We start from the raw sequence: 19,085 nt of genomic DNA on the forward strand, positions 1-19,085 counted from the left end.
CCAACGGACGCGTCGACGTGCAAGCAACAGCACGCCGGCGCAACCCGCCGATCTGGATCTTCCGAAGTAGATATGCTCACAACGATAGAACGGCTCACGCCGCAAGTGGACGTGTCCAGCGAAGTGTTGAGTTCGTTGATCAACATGGCAGGACGTCAACGGATGCTTTCGCAGCGCATCGTCTTCAAGGCGATGCTCGCGCTGCGTCGTAGCGACGGCGCGCTCGCCATCGCACAGGAGACATTGCGCACCTTCGCGGACAGTCACGCGGCACTGGTGCAAGGCCGCGATGGTCTGCCGGGACTCTTTTCGCCCGCTCTGCGCGAGGCTTTTCATGGAAGCGGCAACGGTAGCAGCAGCGGACACGTGGAGAAGAGGATCACGAACTTCATCGCCCTGGCGCACGCGGCGCTCGACGCCATAGCGCGCGAGGCTTCGAACGCCGAAAGTGCTCTAGAAGTCCTGATCGCGTCGGCGGACCCGTTGCTCGGCGACTTACATGGCGTCACAGCGGTCTACGAACAGGAAAGCCGCCGTATTGCGCGTGCCCAGAAGAAAGAGCAGCAGCAGTTGATCGATCGCATCAAGTCGATCGCGAAAGAAGCGCATATCGTGTCCTTCAACGGTCAGATCGTGGCCAGCCGCACGAACGTGACCGGTCGCGAGTTCGCGGTCGTGGCCGGTGTCATGACTTCGATCACGAAGGAACTGGAGGCAGTGGTCAGCGCATTCGTGAAGAAAGTCTCGGGCGCCTGATACGTCACGCGTGCTACGTAGTTCGCGCAACGCGCAGCGCTTCAACACTGATCGCTGATCTCGGCCCACCTGCCCACGCGTGCTCATCCCGGCTATGCTTGGCGTTTTCTCAAACGTCGGGGCAATTACATGAACAGTGGATGGCAGGCCGTGTGGGCAACGGCCAAGGCAGAATTCTCAGATCTCGGGGATCCAGCCGATGTAACGCAGGTGCTGATGCGTCTCGGGCTCGCGTTGATACTGGGCGGCGTGCTCGGTTTCGAGCGGGAAATGTCGCAGCGCGACGCCGGTATGCGAACGCACATGATGGTGGCGGTGGGCGCGGCCCTGTTCGTCGTCGTGCCGCTGCAAGCCGGCTTCTCACAAGACAACATGAGCCGCGTGCTGCAAGGGCTCGTGTCCGGCATCGGCTTTCTCGGTGCGGGCGCCATCATGAAGCTCAGTGCGCAGCGCGAAGTGCGCGGCCTGACGACGGCGGCAAGCCTTTGGCTCAGCGCCGGTGTCGGTGTGGCCGCGGGCCTCGGACGCGAGGCCACGGCGATCCTCAGCGTGGTGATTGCGTTGCTGATCCTGTCGAGCGCGCGCCTTGTGAAAGGCAACATGCCCGACGGCAAATAGCGAGAGCGTGCGTTAGAACTTGTGCCTCAGCGCAACGCGCACGGCGACCTGCGTGCCCGTCGACGAAGGCGCCTGCACACCGGGAATAAACGCGTTGTCGAGAATCGAATGGGTCGAGTCTCCCGTGACCTTCTGGTACTCGCCCTGCACATAGACGTCTGTGCGTTTTGACACGTTGTAGTCCGCCATCAGTCCGACCGAGTGGATTTTCGGCTTCACGCTGCCTGACGATGCATCATAGTTCTCGATCGTGTACACGTACTGAGCACCGACGAAAAATGCGGGCGTGAACTGATATTTGCCGTTCACTTCGAAGTTCTGATACTTGAGCGTGTTCAATTCGACGCCTGGCGCGGCGAGCGGAATGCCGATATAGCCGTTGCCGGTCGGACTCTTGTACGTGGAGTTCGTATAAGCGAAGCCGACGGTAGCCGGGCCGAACGTGTAGTTAATGCCGCCGCCGAAAACGCGCATGCGTGCGGCGATAAAGCTTGCGTCGTTCGCGGTGATCGCGCCAGTTGCTCCCATGCCGGGATTATTTGCCTGCAAATAGGCCGCCGCGATCAGCAGACCGCCGGTTGCATACTGGGCGCCAAAGCTGTACGCACGGTTATTGGCGAAGTTGGTGTCGTTGCTGAAGCTGTAGACGCCCCCGAACTGCAGGCCTGCTATTTCGGGGCTCGTGTACTTCACGCTGTTGCCGAGCCGGAACGAGTTGTCGGTGTTGTCGTTGTCGTACGGATGCGCGAACAGGTAGCCGGCCCAGTTGCCGTTAGCCGTGGTCTGCGCGAGGTAATCCACCACCGAATCGTACTGGCGACCGAACGTGAGCGTGCCGAAGCGGCTGTCGCTCAATCCCACATATGCCTGCCGGCCGAACATGCGGCCACCCTGACCGAGCCGCCCGGAGTTCACGTCGAAGCCGTTTTCCAGCTGAAACACGGCTTTCATGCCGCCGCCCAGATCCTCGGAACCCTTCAGGCCCCAACGGCTGCCCTGCGCGTAGCCGCTTGCCATTTCCCACACTGCGCCATGTCCGGCGTTGTTCGTGTAGTCGAGGCCTTCGTCGAGCACGCCATAGAGCGTCACGCTGCTTTGTGCGAACGCGCACGGAGCGGCCAGTGACGCAAGGGCTGCGAGGGCACTGAGGGTAGCGGTGGCGGACAAGGTCGTTTTTATCATCGAGAGCTCCAGACGTTGGTAATGAGCGGCGTGTGGCCGAGGCCCGGCGCGGCCGCTGCTTTTTGGCGAAGCCCGGATTCTGCAATTCGTGAACCGGTTCTCGAATGAGGCACATCCCTGGATAAACGTGATTTTTTCGAATGTTTGTCCCGCGAATTATTCGCTTGTGGCCGGTCCTGACCCAGACAAAAATTCCGTCCATGCACTTTCGCATGTAGCCGGATACGACTGGCCATGCGCTTCCAGCACAGCAAGAAGAAGGAGACAAACATGCGACTCGACCGGAACTTTGCCAATGGCCGTTTCCTCGAACCCGCCGCCGGTTCTGCCGATCACGAATTGATCGCCGTCTACAACCCCGCCACCGAAGCGCTGATTGCGCACGTCACGGCCGCGAGCCACGCCGACGTCATTGCAGCAGTCGACGCCGCGGCGGTCGCCCAGAAGGCGTGGCGCAAGCTGCCTTCCGCGGAGCGGGGCGCGTATCTGCATAAGCTCGCCGACACATTGACCGAATGCGCGCCGGACATTGGCGCCGCGCTTGCGCTGGAGTCGGGCAAGAGCGTCGCCGATGCAACCAGCGAGGCCGTCTACGCCGGTCAGATCACGCGTTACCACGCAGAGTGGGCACGCCGCATCGAAGGCGAGGTGATTCCAAGCGATTCGCCCGATGAAAACCTCGTGCTGCATCGGGAGCCCATCGGCGTGGTCGCGTGCCTGATTCCGTTCAATTATCCGGTCTATACGTTCATGCGTAAGGTGGCGCCTGCGCTGATCGCCGGCAACACGGTGGTTGTTCGCCCGAGCAACAACACGCCGACCTCCGCATTCGAAATCGCGAAGGCAGTCGAGAAGGCCGGCCTGCCCGCGGGCGTCGTCAATATCCTGGCCATGAACCATGCGACTGCCGAGGCGCTTTGCACGCATCCCAGGATCGGCATGATCACGCTGACGGGCAGCGTCGGCGCGGGTCGCAAGGTGCTCGAGTACTGCAAGGAGAACATCGCCAAGCCGTCGCTCGAACTGGGCGGCAAGACGCCCGCCATCATCGAGGCCGATGCCGATCTCGAAAGAGCCGCGCGTGAACTGGTCGCCTCGAAGACCACGCATTGCGGGCAGCTTTGCACGGCGATCGAACGTGTCTACGTGCACGAAAGCGTGCACGACCGCTTCGTCGCGCTGCTCAAACGCCACATGAGCGCGGTCGAATTCGGCGACCGCAGCGAGCAACCTTCGCTGATGGGTCCGCTCGTCAATGAAGCGTCACGTCAGTCGATCCACGCGATGGTCGAGCGGGCGATCGCAGCCGGCGCCACGCTGGAAACGGGCGGCAAGCTGCCGGCGTCGGCCGAGGGCAAAGGCTTTTTCTATCCGGCCACGCTGCTGTCGAACTGCCGTCAGGACATGGAGATCGTGCAGGAGGAGACGTTCGGTCCGGTCATGCCGGTCGTCAAATACCGGACGCTCGACGAAGCGCTCGACATGGCCAACGACCACCAGTTCGGCTTGTCGTCAGTGCTCTATACGGAGAACTACCGAAACGCGATGAAAGTCGCCAACGGTATCGAGGCCGGCGAACTCTATGTGAACCGCACGCCGGCCGATCCGTATCAGGGCTTCCACGCTGGCTGGAAACGCTCGGGGCTCGGCGGCGACGACGGCAAGCACGGCATGCTCGAATTCACGCAGACCCGTCTCGTCGTCATGAAGTACTAAGGCCGAACCGGCGCGCGCCGCGCCGTGCATAGCAGTCCGCAAGGCACGGCGTGCGTTTGCCTTGCTTCGTCCAGAGAGAGCGAAGCGCTGCCTCTCATAACAAAACATATTGGAGACGCACAGGCCGCTCAGTCGGCGCTGTGCCTGTCAGGAGGCTCACGTGTCATCTCAACCCGTTCAATCGTCTTCGACCCCGGCTGCGCTCGCATTAGGCGAGAGGGAAGCCGGCATGAAAGCCGACGCGCAAGCCGCGCTGCAACAAACAAAGGGGCGCCGCTATACGCAGCTGATGTTGCTGGTGCTCGCCGCCGGCGCGATCTATCCGATTCTGTATCTGCGGCAGGTCTATCAGCCGACCATGCTCGAAGTGTTCCATATCACCGATAGCCAGCTCGGCTATCTGTACTCGTCGCTCGGTACCATCTTCTTGCTGAGCTATCTGCCGAGCGGCTGGCTCGCGGATCGCTTCGCGCCACGCATGCTGATCTGTTTCTCGCTGATCGCAACGGGTGCGCTAGGGCTGTGGTATTCGAGCGCGCCGTCGTTTCCCATGCTGATGTTGATCTTCGGCGGCTGGGGCCTGTCTACCGGTCTTACGTTCTGGGCGGCAGTCATCAAGCGCGTCACGATGATTGCCGGTACGAACGAGCAAGGCCGCTTCTTCGGTCTGCTCGACGGCGGGCGCGGTCTCATCGAAGCGATGCTCGCCACGATCGCGATCACGCTGTTCGCGTGGGCGACGCAGACGAAAGGAGAGACGGCCGCAGCCGGCTTCCGGATGGTCGTCTACCTGTACGCGTTCCTGTGCATCGCGCTGGGCGTCGTGCTCGTGCTCGTGAAGGATCCGCAAGGCGAGCAGGGCGCCCGCGCCGACGCCGCGAATCGCGCAGCGCGTCAGCGCAGCAACGTGCTCGCCGATCTCGCAACGCTCGCGAGAATTCCCGAACTGTGGCTCGTCGCAGCCATTGTGTTCTGCGGCTATCAGGTGTTCTGGGCAACCTACAGCTTTTCTGCCTATCTGCACGAAGGCGATATTGGGCTCACGGTCGTAATGGCCGGCACGATCACCACCCTGAAGCTGTGGATGCGACCCATCGGCGGCATTGGCGGCGGCTTTCTCGGCGACCGTTACTCGAAGGTGTCCGTGCTGGTTATCGCGCTCTTCCTGGCTGCGCTGTCGCTCGTCGGACTGATGGCCGCACCGCGTATTTCGAGCCATGTGCTGCTGGTCTTTCTCGTGCTGTTCATCGGCATTCTGACCTACGCGATTCGCGGGCTTTACTGGTCGCTGCTGGATCGCTGCAACATTCCGGTTTCCACGATGGGCCTTGCAATCGGTCTCATCTCCGTACTTGGCTATTCGCCCGATGTGTTTCTGCCGCTCATCAACGGTTATCTGACGCAGACGTTCCCGGGCGTATTCGGCTATCAGCTGTACTTCGGCTATGTGGCCGCGATGGCGGCGCTCGGCGGTTTCGCCGGACTCGCGCTAAGAAACATGCTCAACAGGAAAGAGGTTGCGTAAATGAAAGTTGTCTCGCTCGAAACGCATGTCGTTGCCGTACCGCCGCCGCACGTCGGCGGCATGTACTGGATTTTTGTCAAACTGAAGACCGATTGCGGCATTGAAGGCGTCGGCGAAATCTATTCGGCCACATTCCATCCGAAAGCAATGATGCATATCGTGGACGATGTCTTTTCCCGCTACCTGCTCGATCACGATCCGCATCATGTCGAGCGGCTCTGGCGCGAAGCGTATTCGAGCGGTTTCACGCAACGCCCCGACCTGACGATGATGGGCGTGGTGAGCGGCCTCGAAATGGCGTGCTGGGACATCATCGGCAAGGCCGCCGGCAAGCCGGTGTACGAGTTGCTCGGCGGCATGGTCAATCCGCGCCTGCGTTCGTACACATACCTGTACCCGAAGAACAGCCGCGGCGAATACGATTACGACGATCCCGACCTCGCCGCCGAATGCGCCGCCGAGAACGTGAAGCGCGGCTTCACGGCGGTGAAGTTCGATCCGGCGGGGCCGTACACGGCTTACTCGGGGCATCAACTGTCCATGGAAGTGCTCGACCGTTGCGAGACGTTCTGCCGCCGCGTGCGTGAAGCGGTGGGCAGCAAGGCCGATCTGCTATTCGGCACGCATGGGCAGATGGTGCCTTCGTCGGCGATCCGGCTTGCGAAGCGCCTCGAAAAATACGATCCGCTCTGGTTCGAAGAGCCGGTGCCGCCGGGTCAGGAAGACGCGATGGCGCAAGTCGCGCGGCACACGAGCATTCCAGTCGCAGCGGGCGAGCGCCTCACTACGAAATACGAGTTCTTCAAGCTGCTGCAAGCGGGTGCTGCGTCTATTCTGCAATTGAACGTGGCGCGCGTGGGCGGACTGCTCGAAGCGAAAAAGGTTGCTGCACTGGCCGAGGTGTACTACGCGCAGATCGCGCCGCATCTGTACAACGGTCCGATCGGCGCGGCGGCGAGCATTCAGCTGGCCGCATGCACGCCGAACTTCCTGATCCAGGAAAGCATCGGCACATGGGACGGTTTTCACGCCGCCGTGCTGAAGAAGCCGCTTCAGTGGGAAGACGGCTACATCATTCCGTCGCGCGAGCCTGGCCTCGGCGTCGAACTGAACATGGAAGTGCTCGCGCAGCACACGCCATATACGGGCGAGCGTCTGCACCTGCAAATGGCCGCGCAACCCGTCGACGTGAAAGATCTCGCGCCGGCCAAGGGCTGAACGCCGCGCGGCCTTCTACAAGCATTCAATGGATTGAGCGCCACTCTGGCGATATAGCATGAACTACGACTACATCATCGTCGGCGCCGGGTCGGCGGGCTGCATTCTCGCCAATCGCCTGTCGGCGTCGGGCGAATACTCGGTGCTGCTGCTGGAGGCGGGCGGCAAGGACAGCTCGTTCTGGTTCAGGGTACCGGTGGGTTTCACGAAGACGTATTACAACGAAACCTACAACTGGATGTACTACAGCGAACCGGAAAAGGAGCTCGATAACCGGCCTATTTATTGCCCGCGCGGCAAGGTGCAGGGCGGCTCCGGTTCGATCAACGCGATGATCTACGTGCGCGGCCAGCCGCATGATTTCGACGATTGGGCGGCAGCCGGAAATCCAGGCTGGGCATTTCGCGATGTCCTGCCGTATTTCCGCAAGCTCGAATCGCATCCGCTCGGCGATACGGAATATCACGGCGCTGACGGCCCGATCCGCATTTCGCCGATGAAAGACGCCGTGCATCCGATCTGTCATGTGTTCCTGAAGGGCTGCGATCAGGCAGGCTACCGGCGCAGCGACGACTTCAACGGCGCACAGTTCGAAGGTGCCGGTATTTACGATGTCAACACGCGCAACGGCCAACGCTCGTCGAGCAGTTTCGAGTATCTGCATCCGGCGCTCGCGCGCAAGAATCTCACGGTCGAACACAACGTGTTGGTCAATCGCGTTCTGTTCGAGGGCAAGCACCGCGCTATCGGCGTGAGCGTCACGCAGAACGGCGTCGCCCGGCGTTTCATGGCGAAGCGCGAGGTGATTCTCGCTGCCGGCGCTGTCGATTCGCCGAAGCTGCTGCAACTGTCCGGCCTCGGCGATAGCGCACTGCTCGCGAAACACGGCATTACGACGATCAAGGAATTGCCCGCAGTTGGCCAGAATCTGCAGGACCACCTGTGCGTGAGCTTCTATTACCGCGCGAACGTGAAGACGCTGAACGACGAACTGCGGCCGCTGTTCGGCAAGCTGAAGCTCGGGTTGCAGTATTTGCTCACGCGCAAGGGGCCGCTTGCGATGAGCGTGAATCAGTCGGGCGGTTTCTTCAGAGGCAGCGAGCGCGAGGCGCAGCCTAACCTGCAGCTTTACTTCAATCCGCTGTCGTACCGCATTCCGAAGAGCAACAAGGCGAGTCTGGAGCCGGAACCGTATTCGGGTTTCCTGCTTGCATTCAATCCTTGCCGGCCGACGAGCCGCGGCTCGATCGAAATCGCGTCGAACCGTGCGGAAGATGCCGCGAAAATCCGCCTGAACGCGCTGACTACGGAAAAGGATATCGACGAGGTGATCCAGGGCTGCGAGCTCGTGCGCAAGGTGATGGCATCGCCCGCATTAAAGGAAATCACGGTCGAGGAAATCTCACCTGGGCCGCAGGTAACGAGCCGCGAAAGCTTCCTGCAGTACTTTCGCGAGCAGTCCGGCTCGATCTATCATTTGTGCGGCTCTTGCGCGATGGGCAATGATCCGCGCACGTCCGTGGTGGATGCGCGTTTGCGCGTGCATGGCGTTGCCGGATTGCGCGTGGTCGATGCGTCGGTCTTTCCGAACATCACTTCCGGCAACATCAATGCGCCCACAATGATGGTCGCGGAGAAGGGCGCTGACATGATTCTCGACGACGCGACCGCGCACGCCGCGCACGAGCCTTATGTGGCGGAGTTCGCCACCGCCGCATGATGCTCGTTGGCACCTTCAGAAGGTGCTTGAAACGCCGCGCCGGTCAGTCGATCGGCGCGGCTTTTTCATATCCGCAATGTCGACGCCGACGCCACCATCTACAGCGCGGCTGTCACGATACGTCGCCCAACGGCACCGCCTCGGACGACTCGAAAGCCCGTTCACCCAGCCAGATTTCCTGCTGCAACCAGTTGCGAAACAGTGTGACGTGCGGCAGTTCGTCCTGCCCGGCGCGGGTGACGAGCCAGTACGACTGGTGGCCGTCGACGTGCACGTTCAACACTTGCACCAGCCGGCCTTCGGCGAGTTCGCGCGCGATCATGTTGCGGTCTGCAATCGTCACGCCGAGACCGTCGATGGCCGCGCGAATCGCGTGGTCGAGCAGATCGAATTCATAACCGCCGCGCGTATCCACGTTCTCGATTCCGGCGGCCTTCAGCCAGTGTTGCCAGGTCAGGTAACGCTGATCCGCGCTGGCCAGCACATGCAGCAGCGTGAACTCGTTGAGGTCGATAGCGGCGCGGCCAGCCTGCCGCGCGAGCAGTGCCGGCGCGCAGACAGCGACATGCCGTTCGTTCATCAACAGACGATTATCGAAACCTTCCCACTCGCCGTTGCCGAAGCGGATTGCGCAGTCGAGCACGCCTGACTCCGCGAGTTTGTCGTCGAGGCGCGTGGACAGGCTCACTTCGAGGTGCGGATGCGCGTCGCGCAGACGGCCGAGGCGCGGCATCAGCCAGCGGCTCGTGAAGGTGGGCGGCGCGTTGATGCGCAGGCGATTGCGATGCGTTTTCTCCTGCAGGCTGCGCACCGTGAGTTCGATACGGTCGAACGACTGCTGCAGCGCTTGCAACAGCACGCGGCCGGCGGCCGAAAGCTCGAGATGGTGATGATGGCGTTGCAGCAACGTCTCGCCGATCTGCGCCTCCAGTTGGCGCACTTGCCGGCTCACCGCGCTTTGCGTGACGTTCAACAATTCCGCGGCGCGTGTGAAGCTGCCCGTGCGGCCAGCCACTTCAAAGGCTTTGAGCGCATTCAGCGCGGGCATTTTGCGTTTCAAGGTGTTCGACCGGAGAAGAAGGCGCGCGAGTGCGCGCTATGCCCGGCATTCTAGCGTTTGGGTGCGCGAAGCGATGCACGCCGCATGAGGGTTTTGAGCCGGTTTCCGGTTTCTCTGCTTCCCGGCTGAGCGCGGAGCCCGGCCGGTGCGCGGAGGATTCGTTCAACCGTTGTGGTCGAATCGTTAAGCGGCCACGTCAACCCAGGTTTTACTGGAAAAGTTAATCCGCGGTCCGCCGGTCCGCCAGCGCCTTCTCGCAGTCCGCAAGAACCTGCCGTACGAGCCGGGCTTGAGGGTCGAGTTCGTCGGTGTCCAGGATTTCTTCGACGGCGTCGCGCGCCCAGTCGGTGTCGACAAAGCGCGCGTGGCGTCGCGCAATCTCCAGCGCGGTCGCCGACAACTTCGCAATGGAAAGCCAGTCGGCCTCACGTGCGCGCCGGTCGAGCCATTTGTGGGCGGCCTGTACGTGGAACGCCGCGTCGGGCCAGTCCTCGTTGAGGTAATAAGCGCCGAGGCTGCCGCATGTGAGCCAGCACAACAGCTCCAGGCGGTCTCGCGGACTCAGATGGTGGCGTACATCACTCATGGCGACGCTCGCTGCGGTAAAGTGCTTTCCGGGGGAGGCGGCGTGCGGCCGTCCTCCGCATTTATTAACAATATCACGCAGAATTCACCAGCGGCAATTCCCGGGCGTACCCTGGCGCACGCTGCACGGCGCCGCCGGCGCTGCACGAGCAGCGGAAAATCCCGTGACGCGCTAACGTAGCCATTTTCCCCGACTACCGTATCCGACGTCCTATGCTGCAAATCCTCGGCAAGACTTCATCCATCAACGTGCGCAAGGTGCTGTGGACCTGTGCCGAACTCGGCCTTGCGTTCGAGCAGGAAGACTGGGGCGCAGGATTTCGCCCGACCAGCGACCCGCAGTTTCTCGCGCTCAATCCGAACGCAATGGTTCCCGTCATCAAGGACGGCGACTTCGTACTGTGGGAATCCAACTCGATCATCCGCTACCTCGCCGGCCGCTATCGAGATCGCGGCGAGTCGCTCTATCCGGCCGACCCGTGCGAGCGCGCGCGATGCGACCAGTGGATCGACTGGCAGGCGAGCGAACTGAACCGTTCGTGGAGTTACGCGTTCCTCGCGCTCGTGCGGCAGTCGCCCGCGCATCGCGACGCGCAGCAGATCGAGTCGTCGCGGGCGAACTGGGCGAAGCACATGGCGATCGTCGAAGGGCAGTTGCAGCGAACCGGCGCGTTCATCGCGGGCAATGCGTTCTCGCTCGCGGACATTCCGATCGCGCTGTCGATCAACCGTTGGCTCGAAACGCCGATTGAGCACGACGATCTACCCGCCGTCGCCGCTTATATGACGCGTCTCGCGGAACGAGACGGTTATCGCGAATACTGCCGCAACGGCACGCCGTAGGCGCGGTCGCGAGCAGAGAAGAAGAACAGAGGAAGAAAAGAGGAAGAAGACCAACCGGACAAACGACGCGGGGCCACAACGGCCCCGCAACACAAACACAGACGCAAACGCGGTCGCTACCGCAACCGCTCAAACCTGCACGAGCCGCGGAATCTGCACGTCCGGATTGACGTCGGCCTCGTAGTCGACACCTGCGATCTCGAATCCGAAAAGACGCAGAAAATCCGTCTTGTAACCGCTGAAATCGGTAAGTTCGTAGATGTTGTCGTTCGTGACCTTGTCCCACAGCGCCTGAACCTCGTTTTGCACGTCGGGGGCCAGTTCCTTGTAGTCCGCGCGCAAGCGTCCTTCGTCGTCGATGTGCGGCGCCGAACCGTACAGACTCTCCTTGTAGAGGCCGTAGACCTGCTCGATGCAGCCCTCGTGCGTGCCTTTTGCCTTCATCACCTTGAAGAGCAGCGACAGGTAGAGCGGCATCATCGGAATCGCGGAACTCGCTTGCGTGACGACCGCCTTCAGCACCGAGACGCGCGCGTCGCCGCCTTTGGCCGAGAGCTTCTCGCGAATGCCGAGCACTTTCTGGTCGAGGTCTTTCTTGGCCGCGCCAATCGAGCCGTTCCAGTAGATGTCGTGCGTGATTTTTTCGCCGAGGTAGGTGAACGCGGTCGTCTTCGCGCCGTCTGCGAGCACGCCGGCTTCCAGCAGCGCGTCGATCCACATTTGCCAGTCTTCGCCGCCCATGACGGCGACCGTGTGATCGATTTCGGTTTGCGTGGCGGGTTCGAGCACGGTTTCCTTGATGACTTCCTTGTCCGTGTCGATGCCGCGCAGCTTGACCGCCTTGCCGACCGGTTTCAACGTGGAGTTGAACACTTCGCCGGTTTTCGGATGCGTGCGCTTGGGCGCGGCGAGGCTGTACACGACGAGATCGACCTGGCCGAGATCGCGCTTGATGACCTCGATCGTGCGTGCCTTTACTTCGTCCGAAAATGCGTCGCCGTTGATGCTCGTCGCGTACAGGCCTTCTGCGTTCGCGAATTTCTCGAATGCCGCGCTGTTGTACCAGCCGGCCGTGCCCGCCTTGGTTTCGCTGCCGCCGCGCTCGAAGAACACGCCGAGCGTGTCCGCGCCGCTGCCAAACGCCGCCGTGATGCGCGCGGCAAGTCCGTAGCCCGTGGATGCGCCGATCACGAGGACCTTTTTGGGACCGTTCGCGATGGGGCCGCGTGCCTTGACGTATTCGATCTGTTCCTTGACGTTGGCCTCGCAGCCCGTCGGATGGGTGGTGACGCAGATGAATCCACGCACGCGCGGTTTGATGATCATGAAGCACCTCTTGTCGGAATTGGCGACATTATAGTGGCCCGCGCGGCTCCTGGCGTGGCGCGCGGGATCGGTCAAGGGGCGCGCCGGGCGGGCCGCCATGCAAGCCGGAAATCGGACGGCTTCGCACATCTTGGTAGGATTCAGCCTTTTCGAGCAGACGGTAACCGGTGTGAAGCGTTTTATTTCCCTGATTCTGGAGACCCTCGACCGAGGTCTGACCCGCGCGAACCCGCTCGTGACCGGGGCGTTGCGGCACCTGCGCCATCCGACCCGCCGCGGCGTGCTGAGGGCCTGCGCGGCGCTTCCGCTGTTGTTCGTGCTGTATGTGCTGCTGCTGATTCCGTTCACGCCGGGCATCGGCGATATTCGCAAGGCCAAGATCGAGCAGCCCGCGCGCATTCTCTCGGCCGACGGCAAGCTGCTCGCCGAGTTCAAGCCGTCCAACCGCGAGTGGGTCAAGCTCAAGGACATCTCGCCGAATGTGGTCAATGCGCTGATCGCCACCGAAGATCATCGCTTCTATGAGCATTTCGGGCTGGACTGGCGGCGCACCGCATCGGCCGCGCTGCATACGTTTTCCGGCGACCGGCAGGGCGGCTCGACGATCACGCAGCAACTCGCGCGCAATCTTTATCCGGACGAAATCGGCCGTGCGCCGACGCTAAACCGCAAGCTGAAGGAGGCGATCACCGCCTTCAAGATCGAGGCGCTCTACACGAAGGACGAGATCCTCGAAACGTACCTCAACACGGTGCCGTTTCTCTACAACGCGTACGGCATCGAGATGGCGGCGCGCACGTATTTCGACAAGTCGGCGTCGGACCTGAACGTGCTCGAAAGCTCGACGCTCGCGGGCATGCTGAAGGGCAACAGCTACTACAACCCGGTGCTCAACCCGGAGCGCGCATTGCAGCGGCGCAATACCGTGCTCGCGCAGATGGTGAAGTTCGGCAAGCTCACGCCCGCCGCGTTCGAGACGCTCAGGAAACGCCCGCTGCGCATCGACTTCGAGCGGCAGACCGAGCCGCCTGGACCCGCGCCGCACTTCGCGCAGCAACTGCGCAAGTGGCTCGCGGCGTGGGCCGATCGCAACGACTACAACATTTATTCTGACGGCCTCGTGGTGCGCACCACGATCGATTCGCGCCTGCAGACCATGGCCACCCAGGCGGTGATCCTGCAGGGCAACCAGTTGCAAGGCATCGCCAATGCGGCGTGGGGCAGCCGCGCCGGTTGTTCGAACGGCAAGGAACTGCTCGCAACCTTCCTGCGCGAAACGCCGGACTTTCGGGCCGCGAAAGACATGGGCCTGACCGACGACGATGCGCTCAAGCGCGTGTCGTCCGACCGCAACCTTGTGCAATCGCTCTGCGAATCCAAGACCCGCGTGCAGGCGGATTTTCTCGCGATGGACCCGCGCAACGGCCAGATCAGGGCGTGGGTCGGCAGCCGCGACTTCAGTCAGGATCCGTTCGACCACGTGCAGCAGGCGCGCCGTCAGCCCGGCTCGACGTTCAAGCCGTTTGTCTACGCAGCCGCCTTCGAGGCGGGTGCGAAGCCGACCGACACGCTCGTCGATCAGCCGGTCGAAATACAGCTCGCGGGCGGAGAAGTCTGGCGTCCGAGCGACGAAGACGAGCCGAGCGAGCGGGCAATCACGCTGCGCGACGGGCTCGCCTATTCGCGCAACCGCATCACCGCGCAACTGATGCAAACGGTCGGCCCGAACAAGGTCGCGCGGCTCGCCCGCGCCATGGGCGTGCGCGACAGCCCGCTCGACGCCGTGCCGTCGCTCGCGCTCGGCACGAGCCCGGTCACGCTGAAGGAGATGGTCTCGGCGTACGGAACGATTGCCAACCTCGGCGGATACGTGGAGCCGGTGATGGTCACGCGCATCGAGGACCGCAACGGCGAAGTGCTCGCCGACTTCGCGCCGGCGCAGCCGCAACAGGAACTGCCTGCGGACGCCGCCCGCACGCTCGTCGACGTGATGCGCGACGTCGTGAACCGCGGCACGGGATCGGCGATACGCGGACGCTTCGGCGTGCGCGGCGACGTAGCGGGCAAGACCGGCACGACGCAGGGCAACGCAGACGGCTGGTTCATCCTGATTCATCCGCAACTCGTGGCCGGCGCGTGGGTCGGTTTCAACGACAGCCGCGTGACGTTGCGCAGCGACTACTGGGGACAGGGCGCGCATAGCGCGTTGCCGATCGTCGGCGACTTCTTCCAGCGCGCGCAGCGCTCGAAGCTGGTCGACACACGCGTGCGGTTCGCGACCGAGCAGCAGCCGGGCTGGTTCGCCGAGCGTTCCGAGCGGCTGCGGGAATGGTTCCAGCATCTCTTTCCGTCGTCGACGGTGAAGTCTCAGACGGCCATGACGGCTCGCAACACGACGCGACGTGCGCCTGTGGCGACAGCTTCGCCGGGGGCGGTGACAGAGGGTGCGAGCGCCGAGGCTGCCGCCAGTGCAGCAGCGGCAGCCAGCGCGGAATCGCGGCCGTTACCGCCGCTTCTTTCCACGCCCGGCGACGCCACGGCTTCCGGTTCGTCAGCGACTTCGGTGTTCGGCAGCGAGCCCGTCCACGGCGACGCGCAGGGCGCCGGCGCAGCGGCGTTGGCGCCTACGCCCACGCCGGACGACGTCGTGCCGCCCGACGCGGTGGGCGCCGGAAGTCAGGCTGGCGCCGCGAACGGCTCGCCTTGAGCGCGACCGGGCTAGGGACGACCCGGCGCCGTGTCGCCGCGTCCCGTTAGCTAGTATTCCGCGACTGGGGGCCCCGCGGACGCGTCGCGTCGCGCGGTGCCCGCCGACGCTTCCAGCGCCGGGTCGTGATGCAGCAGCAAAGCGGCCGCCGCCCCGACGAGGCCCGCGCCTGCTAGGCAGAGCAGGCCCGCTCCGAAACCGCCGGTGCTGTCCTTGATCCAGCCCATCGCGTAAGGTCCGAAGAATCCGGCTAGGTTGCCGAGCGAATTGATCGCCGCGATGCCGCCGGCAGCCGCGGCGCCCGACAGGAACGCAGCCGGTAAAGTCCAGATAACCGGCAGACAGCCGAAGATACCGAAGCCCGCAATCGACAGCGCAATCATTTTCTGCACGGGATTGTCGAGCCCGGCCGACGCCGCGATGCCGAGCGCCGCGACCGTCAGCGCGATCGCCACATGGCGTTTGCGTTCCAGCTTGCGGTCCGAATGACGTCCCCAGTAAACCATGCTGATGACGCCGACGATATACGGCAGCGACGTCACGAAGCCCGTCTGCAAGTTAGTCAGACCGAAGGCCTTGACGATCTGCGGCAGAAAAAAGCTCAAGCCGTAATTCGTTGCATTGGCGCCGAAGTAGATGAGCGCGATGGCAAGCACGCGCCGGTTCAAAAGCGCTTCTTTCACACTAAAGGCATGCACGGCTTCGCGATGCTCGCGTTCCTGCTTCTGACGTGCGACCAGCCAGTCGCGTTCATCGGCGGCTAGCCAGGTGGCGTCGGCCGGTTTGTCGGTCAGGTAGAACCACACCGCGAACGCGAGAATCAGAGCGGGCAGCGCTTCGATCAGATAGACCCATTGCCAGCCGGCGAGACCGGCGAAGCCATCCATGGAAAGCAGGGCGCCCGAGATCGGTCCGCCGATCACCGTCGACAGCGGAATCGCCGCCATGAAATAGCCGACCACACGGCCTCGATACGCGGCGGGAAACCACAATGTGAGCAGGAAGATGACGCCTGGGAAGAATCCCGCTTCGGCCACGCCTAGCAGAATGCGTAAGCCGTAGAACACATGAGCCGCGGACAACCCGGTGTATTGCGCGATATGTGGGATATACGCCATCGCACCGGCAAGCAAACCCCACGTGAACATGATTCTCGCGATCCAGCGGCGCGCGCCGAATTTTTCGAGCAGAAGATTGGACGGCACTTCGAAGAAGAAGTACGCAATAAAGAAAATCCCCGCGCCGAAGCCGAATGCACTTGCGGAAAGACCGAGCGCCTTGTTCATCTGGAGCGCGGCGAAGCCGACATTGACGCGGTCCAGATAGGCGATGAAATAGCAGACGATCAGGAACGGCACGAGCCGAACCGTCACACGTTTCATGGTACGTGCTTCGAGTTCCATCGATGTCTCCTCCAGTTCATTGTCCGGATGGTTTGAAGATTTCGTTAAAGACTAATCGCTCGGCCGCGATTCGGGAAGCGCTTTAAACAGTTCCAGCGCGCCAATGCGTCGATGCTGCGCCTGCACAGATTGTTCAGGTGAGGGCAACAGTGTTTTCGAGCCGTGAGGCTGATCTCGCACGCGTATTTCCGGATAATTGCGGCTGCGATACAACCCACCGACCGCCCCGTAACGACTCCATGCGCGGTCATGAAACTATCAGACAATCCAGGTGCATCATGTTGAACAAGCTTCGCGATTGGTCTCGCGTCGCCATTGCGGCGCTCGCGACAGGAGGCGCGCTTGCCGGCTGCGCGTCCTCGACGCACGTCGTCGCAACCGATAAACCCGGCACCTACACAGTCGCGGCAAGCGCGACGGGCGGACGCATGGCATGGGCGCGCGCGCACGGCGAGGCACTGAACGAGGCGCGCGAATACTGCGAGCGGCGCGGCATGCAGAGCAGCATCAATGTGGAAACGGTGAGCGGGGTGGAGATGCTGACGACGCATGGGTCGTCGGTCAACTTCGAATGTCATCCGAAGTTCTAGTACAGAGACCACGCGTTATTCGCCACAGCTACAGCGCCTGTGCCGTTATTTTGTGTCGAAGGTCGCGAGCGTAGTGTCTGTGATGTGCGCCCCGACGATTGCGAGGCGCCGGGCGGGTTCTGCGTCGCGCATGTTTGCATTGCCGCGCAATACAGCTTGCAGTGCAGACGAGTAGCAGAAAGTGTTCGCTAGCGCACAGACCCGCCCCGTAGTGCTTGTTCAACTTGGCTTGTTTTGTCCGATACGGTCTGTCTGAACTGGCGACGGTGCGTCCTTCTGCGGACGCAGCATTAGATCGGTCACAGGTTATCTCCGCGTCGCCCTCGGACTTGCCGGGAAGAGTCAGCGCGCACGCAACTTCTTCCTGCTCCTGAAGGAAGAGGTGCTGCCATGAGGTCGCTCACTGGTGCTGTCCTCGCGCTGACGCTGACGCTGACGCTCGCCGGATGCGCCTCCGATCACCCATCCTCGAATAATGCGTCGTCGGCGCAGCCCGGCAGTTGCAAGGTCGCGACAGAGGCCGAGATCGCGTCGTTGTTCGATCGATGGAATCAATCTCTGCAGACCGGCGATCCGCACAAGGTGGTCGCCAACTACGCGCCGCGGTCGATCCTGCTCGCAACGGTATCCAGCAAGCCGCGCGTGACGGTTGCGGACAAGGAGGACTATTTCCAGCACTTCCTTCAGGATCGTCCCTCCGGAAAAATCGACATGCGTTTCGTCGACTCAGGCTGCAACTCGGCTGTCGACGCGGGGCTTTACACGTTCACGTTCGCGAGAACCGGCGTCGTTGTGAAGGCGCGTTATACGTACACCTATCGGTGGGACGGCACGCAATGGCTGATTACCAGTCATCACTCGTCGGCGATGCCGGACAAGGAGTGAGATGGGTATGGCTCGTGCCTCCAGCCGCCAATAGACGTTGCCAGCAGCGCCCAGCTTACTGGCCAATCGTTTCGCGTCTACGACACCGACAATCTTCGCTGCCCGCTTGCCTTCCATCTCCGATGGCGTGAGCGCGGCGTCCTGCGGGAAATCCCGACGTTTCGGCGCTGCCATCATTGCATACAATGTGTGAACGTAAGCCGATCTCAGGAACAAAATGGCTCACCAAGAAGCATCATTGCATACAATTCCGCCTGAGCCGCCTCGTTCTGCGGACGACGTCTACACCGCAATCAAGGACGCAGTGACCAGCGCCCAATACGGCCCGGGGCAATATCTGCGTGAGGAACAGCTTGCGAAAAGCCTCGGTGTGAGTCGCACGCCGGTACGCGAGGCCTTGCGGCGTCTCGACGCGGATGGGTGGGTGGAAACGCGTCCGAATTACGGCGTTCGCGTGAAGATGTGGACGCTGCACGACGCCCGCGAGATCTTCGAGGCGCGTCTTCTGGTGGAGCCCTATCTCGCGGGGCGCGCGTCCTTATCCATCGGTGCTTCCGACATAGAACGTCTGCGAACGCTAGCGGATGCGATGCTCGCCATTACGCAGCAGCCATCGACGCCCGAATCCAGCGAAGCCTGGTTCACGGCGAACAGCGAGTTCCACGCAATCATCACAGCCGCGGGGAACAACGCGCGCCTCGACCGCTCGCTCAGGTCGATGAAGGAAACGCCGCTCATCAAGTGGACGTTTGGCACCTATAGCGACGAAGATCGCGTCCGCAGCGCCCGCCAGCATTTCGAAATCGTTCGCGCGCTCGAGCAGCGCAACGCCGCGTGGACGGAAGCCGCTATGCGCTGCCACATTCTCGCCGCTGAAAGTGCGGTGCTCGACCGTCGCGAGGGGGAGCGCCCCACGTCCTGAATCAGCGCGCCAGGAAGCAGCAAGGCACC

16 protein-coding genes are annotated in these 19,085 nt (G+C 62.4%); 11 read left to right on the plus strand and 5 right to left on the minus strand.

What is annotated here, in order from left to right; all coding sequences use genetic code 11:
* The first annotated feature begins 72 nt into the window (after positions 1–72).
* Both ACTJLB_RS24950 and ACTJLB_RS24955 read left to right on the plus strand, forming a co-directional pair.
* Positions 73–756: a type IV pili methyl-accepting chemotaxis transducer N-terminal domain-containing protein gene (locus tag ACTJLB_RS24950; RefSeq protein ID WP_440784797.1), complete on the plus strand. Its 684-nt coding sequence runs from the start codon at positions 73–75 to the stop codon at positions 754–756.
* A 129-nt stretch (positions 757–885) separates the two neighbouring features.
* Entirely contained in the window at positions 886–1,374 is a 489-nt protein-coding gene (locus ACTJLB_RS24955; protein WP_087754692.1) for an MgtC/SapB family protein, read from the plus strand.
* A gap of 12 nt (positions 1,375–1,386) precedes the next feature.
* Here ACTJLB_RS24955 and ACTJLB_RS24960 read toward each other — a convergent pair whose 3' ends face one another.
* Entirely contained in the window at positions 1,387–2,556 is a 1,170-nt protein-coding gene (locus ACTJLB_RS24960; RefSeq protein ID WP_440784798.1) for a porin, read from the minus strand.
* Positions 2,557–2,826: 270 nt separating this feature from the next.
* On the opposite strand from ACTJLB_RS24960, the gene aldA reads away from it, so the two are divergent.
* The 4 genes from aldA (at position 2,827) to ACTJLB_RS24980 (ending at position 8,735) form a co-directional block, all read left to right on the plus strand.
* The gene (gene aldA, locus ACTJLB_RS24965) at positions 2,827–4,272 is read left to right on the plus strand and encodes an aldehyde dehydrogenase (protein ID WP_440784799.1); all 1,446 of its coding nucleotides are present in this window, start codon (positions 2,827–2,829) and stop codon (positions 4,270–4,272) included.
* 229 nt (positions 4,273–4,501) lie between these two features.
* Positions 4,502–5,797: an MFS transporter gene (locus ACTJLB_RS24970; protein ID WP_440784832.1), complete on the plus strand. Its 1,296-nt coding sequence runs from the start codon at positions 4,502–4,504 to the stop codon at positions 5,795–5,797.
* The gene (locus tag ACTJLB_RS24975) at positions 5,798–7,015 is read left to right on the plus strand and encodes a mandelate racemase/muconate lactonizing enzyme family protein (protein ID WP_440784800.1); all 1,218 of its coding nucleotides are present in this window, start codon (positions 5,798–5,800) and stop codon (positions 7,013–7,015) included.
* Between the two features lie 58 nt (positions 7,016–7,073).
* A complete protein-coding gene (locus tag ACTJLB_RS24980; protein ID WP_440784801.1) occupies positions 7,074–8,735 on the plus strand; it encodes a GMC family oxidoreductase in 1,662 nt (553 codons plus the stop codon).
* 112 nt (positions 8,736–8,847) lie between these two features.
* On the opposite strand, the gene ACTJLB_RS24985 is transcribed toward ACTJLB_RS24980, so the two are convergent.
* Positions 8,848–9,783, minus strand: a complete 936-nt coding sequence (locus ACTJLB_RS24985) for a LysR substrate-binding domain-containing protein (protein ID WP_440784802.1) — start codon at positions 9,781–9,783, stop codon at positions 8,848–8,850.
* Between the two features lie 232 nt (positions 9,784–10,015).
* Positions 10,016–10,381: a hypothetical protein gene (locus ACTJLB_RS24990; protein ID WP_020065989.1), complete on the minus strand. Its 366-nt coding sequence runs from the start codon at positions 10,379–10,381 to the stop codon at positions 10,016–10,018.
* A gap of 212 nt (positions 10,382–10,593) precedes the next feature.
* On the opposite strand from ACTJLB_RS24990, the gene ACTJLB_RS24995 reads away from it, so the two are divergent.
* Positions 10,594–11,223, plus strand: a complete 630-nt coding sequence (locus ACTJLB_RS24995; RefSeq protein WP_440784803.1) for a glutathione S-transferase family protein — start codon at positions 10,594–10,596, stop codon at positions 11,221–11,223.
* A gap of 129 nt (positions 11,224–11,352) precedes the next feature.
* Here ACTJLB_RS24995 and fabV read toward each other — a convergent pair whose 3' ends face one another.
* A complete protein-coding gene (fabV, locus tag ACTJLB_RS25000; RefSeq protein WP_027778304.1) occupies positions 11,353–12,549 on the minus strand; it encodes an enoyl-ACP reductase FabV in 1,197 nt (398 codons plus the stop codon).
* A 169-nt stretch (positions 12,550–12,718) separates the two neighbouring features.
* On the opposite strand from fabV, the gene ACTJLB_RS25005 reads away from it, so the two are divergent.
* A complete protein-coding gene (locus ACTJLB_RS25005; protein ID WP_440784805.1) occupies positions 12,719–15,256 on the plus strand; it encodes a penicillin-binding protein 1A in 2,538 nt (845 codons plus the stop codon).
* A gap of 50 nt (positions 15,257–15,306) precedes the next feature.
* Here the strand turns inward: ACTJLB_RS25005 and ACTJLB_RS25010 are convergent, their stop codons facing one another.
* Positions 15,307–16,659: an MFS transporter gene (locus tag ACTJLB_RS25010; protein WP_020065993.1), complete on the minus strand. Its 1,353-nt coding sequence runs from the start codon at positions 16,657–16,659 to the stop codon at positions 15,307–15,309.
* Positions 16,660–16,937: 278 nt separating this feature from the next.
* On the opposite strand from ACTJLB_RS25010, the gene ACTJLB_RS25015 reads away from it, so the two are divergent.
* The 3 genes from ACTJLB_RS25015 (at position 16,938) to ACTJLB_RS25025 (ending at position 19,056) form a co-directional block, all read left to right on the plus strand.
* Positions 16,938–17,249, plus strand: coding sequence for a hypothetical protein (locus ACTJLB_RS25015; protein WP_020065994.1), 312 nt, complete (start codon positions 16,938–16,940; stop codon positions 17,247–17,249).
* A 390-nt stretch (positions 17,250–17,639) separates the two neighbouring features.
* Positions 17,640–18,134, plus strand: coding sequence for a DUF4440 domain-containing protein (locus ACTJLB_RS25020; protein ID WP_440784806.1), 495 nt, complete (start codon positions 17,640–17,642; stop codon positions 18,132–18,134).
* Between the two features lie 217 nt (positions 18,135–18,351).
* Positions 18,352–19,056, plus strand: a complete 705-nt coding sequence (locus ACTJLB_RS25025; protein WP_440784807.1) for a GntR family transcriptional regulator — start codon at positions 18,352–18,354, stop codon at positions 19,054–19,056.
* Positions 19,057–19,085 lie beyond the last annotated feature (29 nt).

It is taken from the genome of Paraburkholderia sp. 22098 (genome assembly GCF_052045935.1).
In the GTDB taxonomy this organism is placed as follows: Bacteria; Pseudomonadota; Gammaproteobacteria; order Burkholderiales; family Burkholderiaceae; genus Paraburkholderia; species Paraburkholderia caledonica.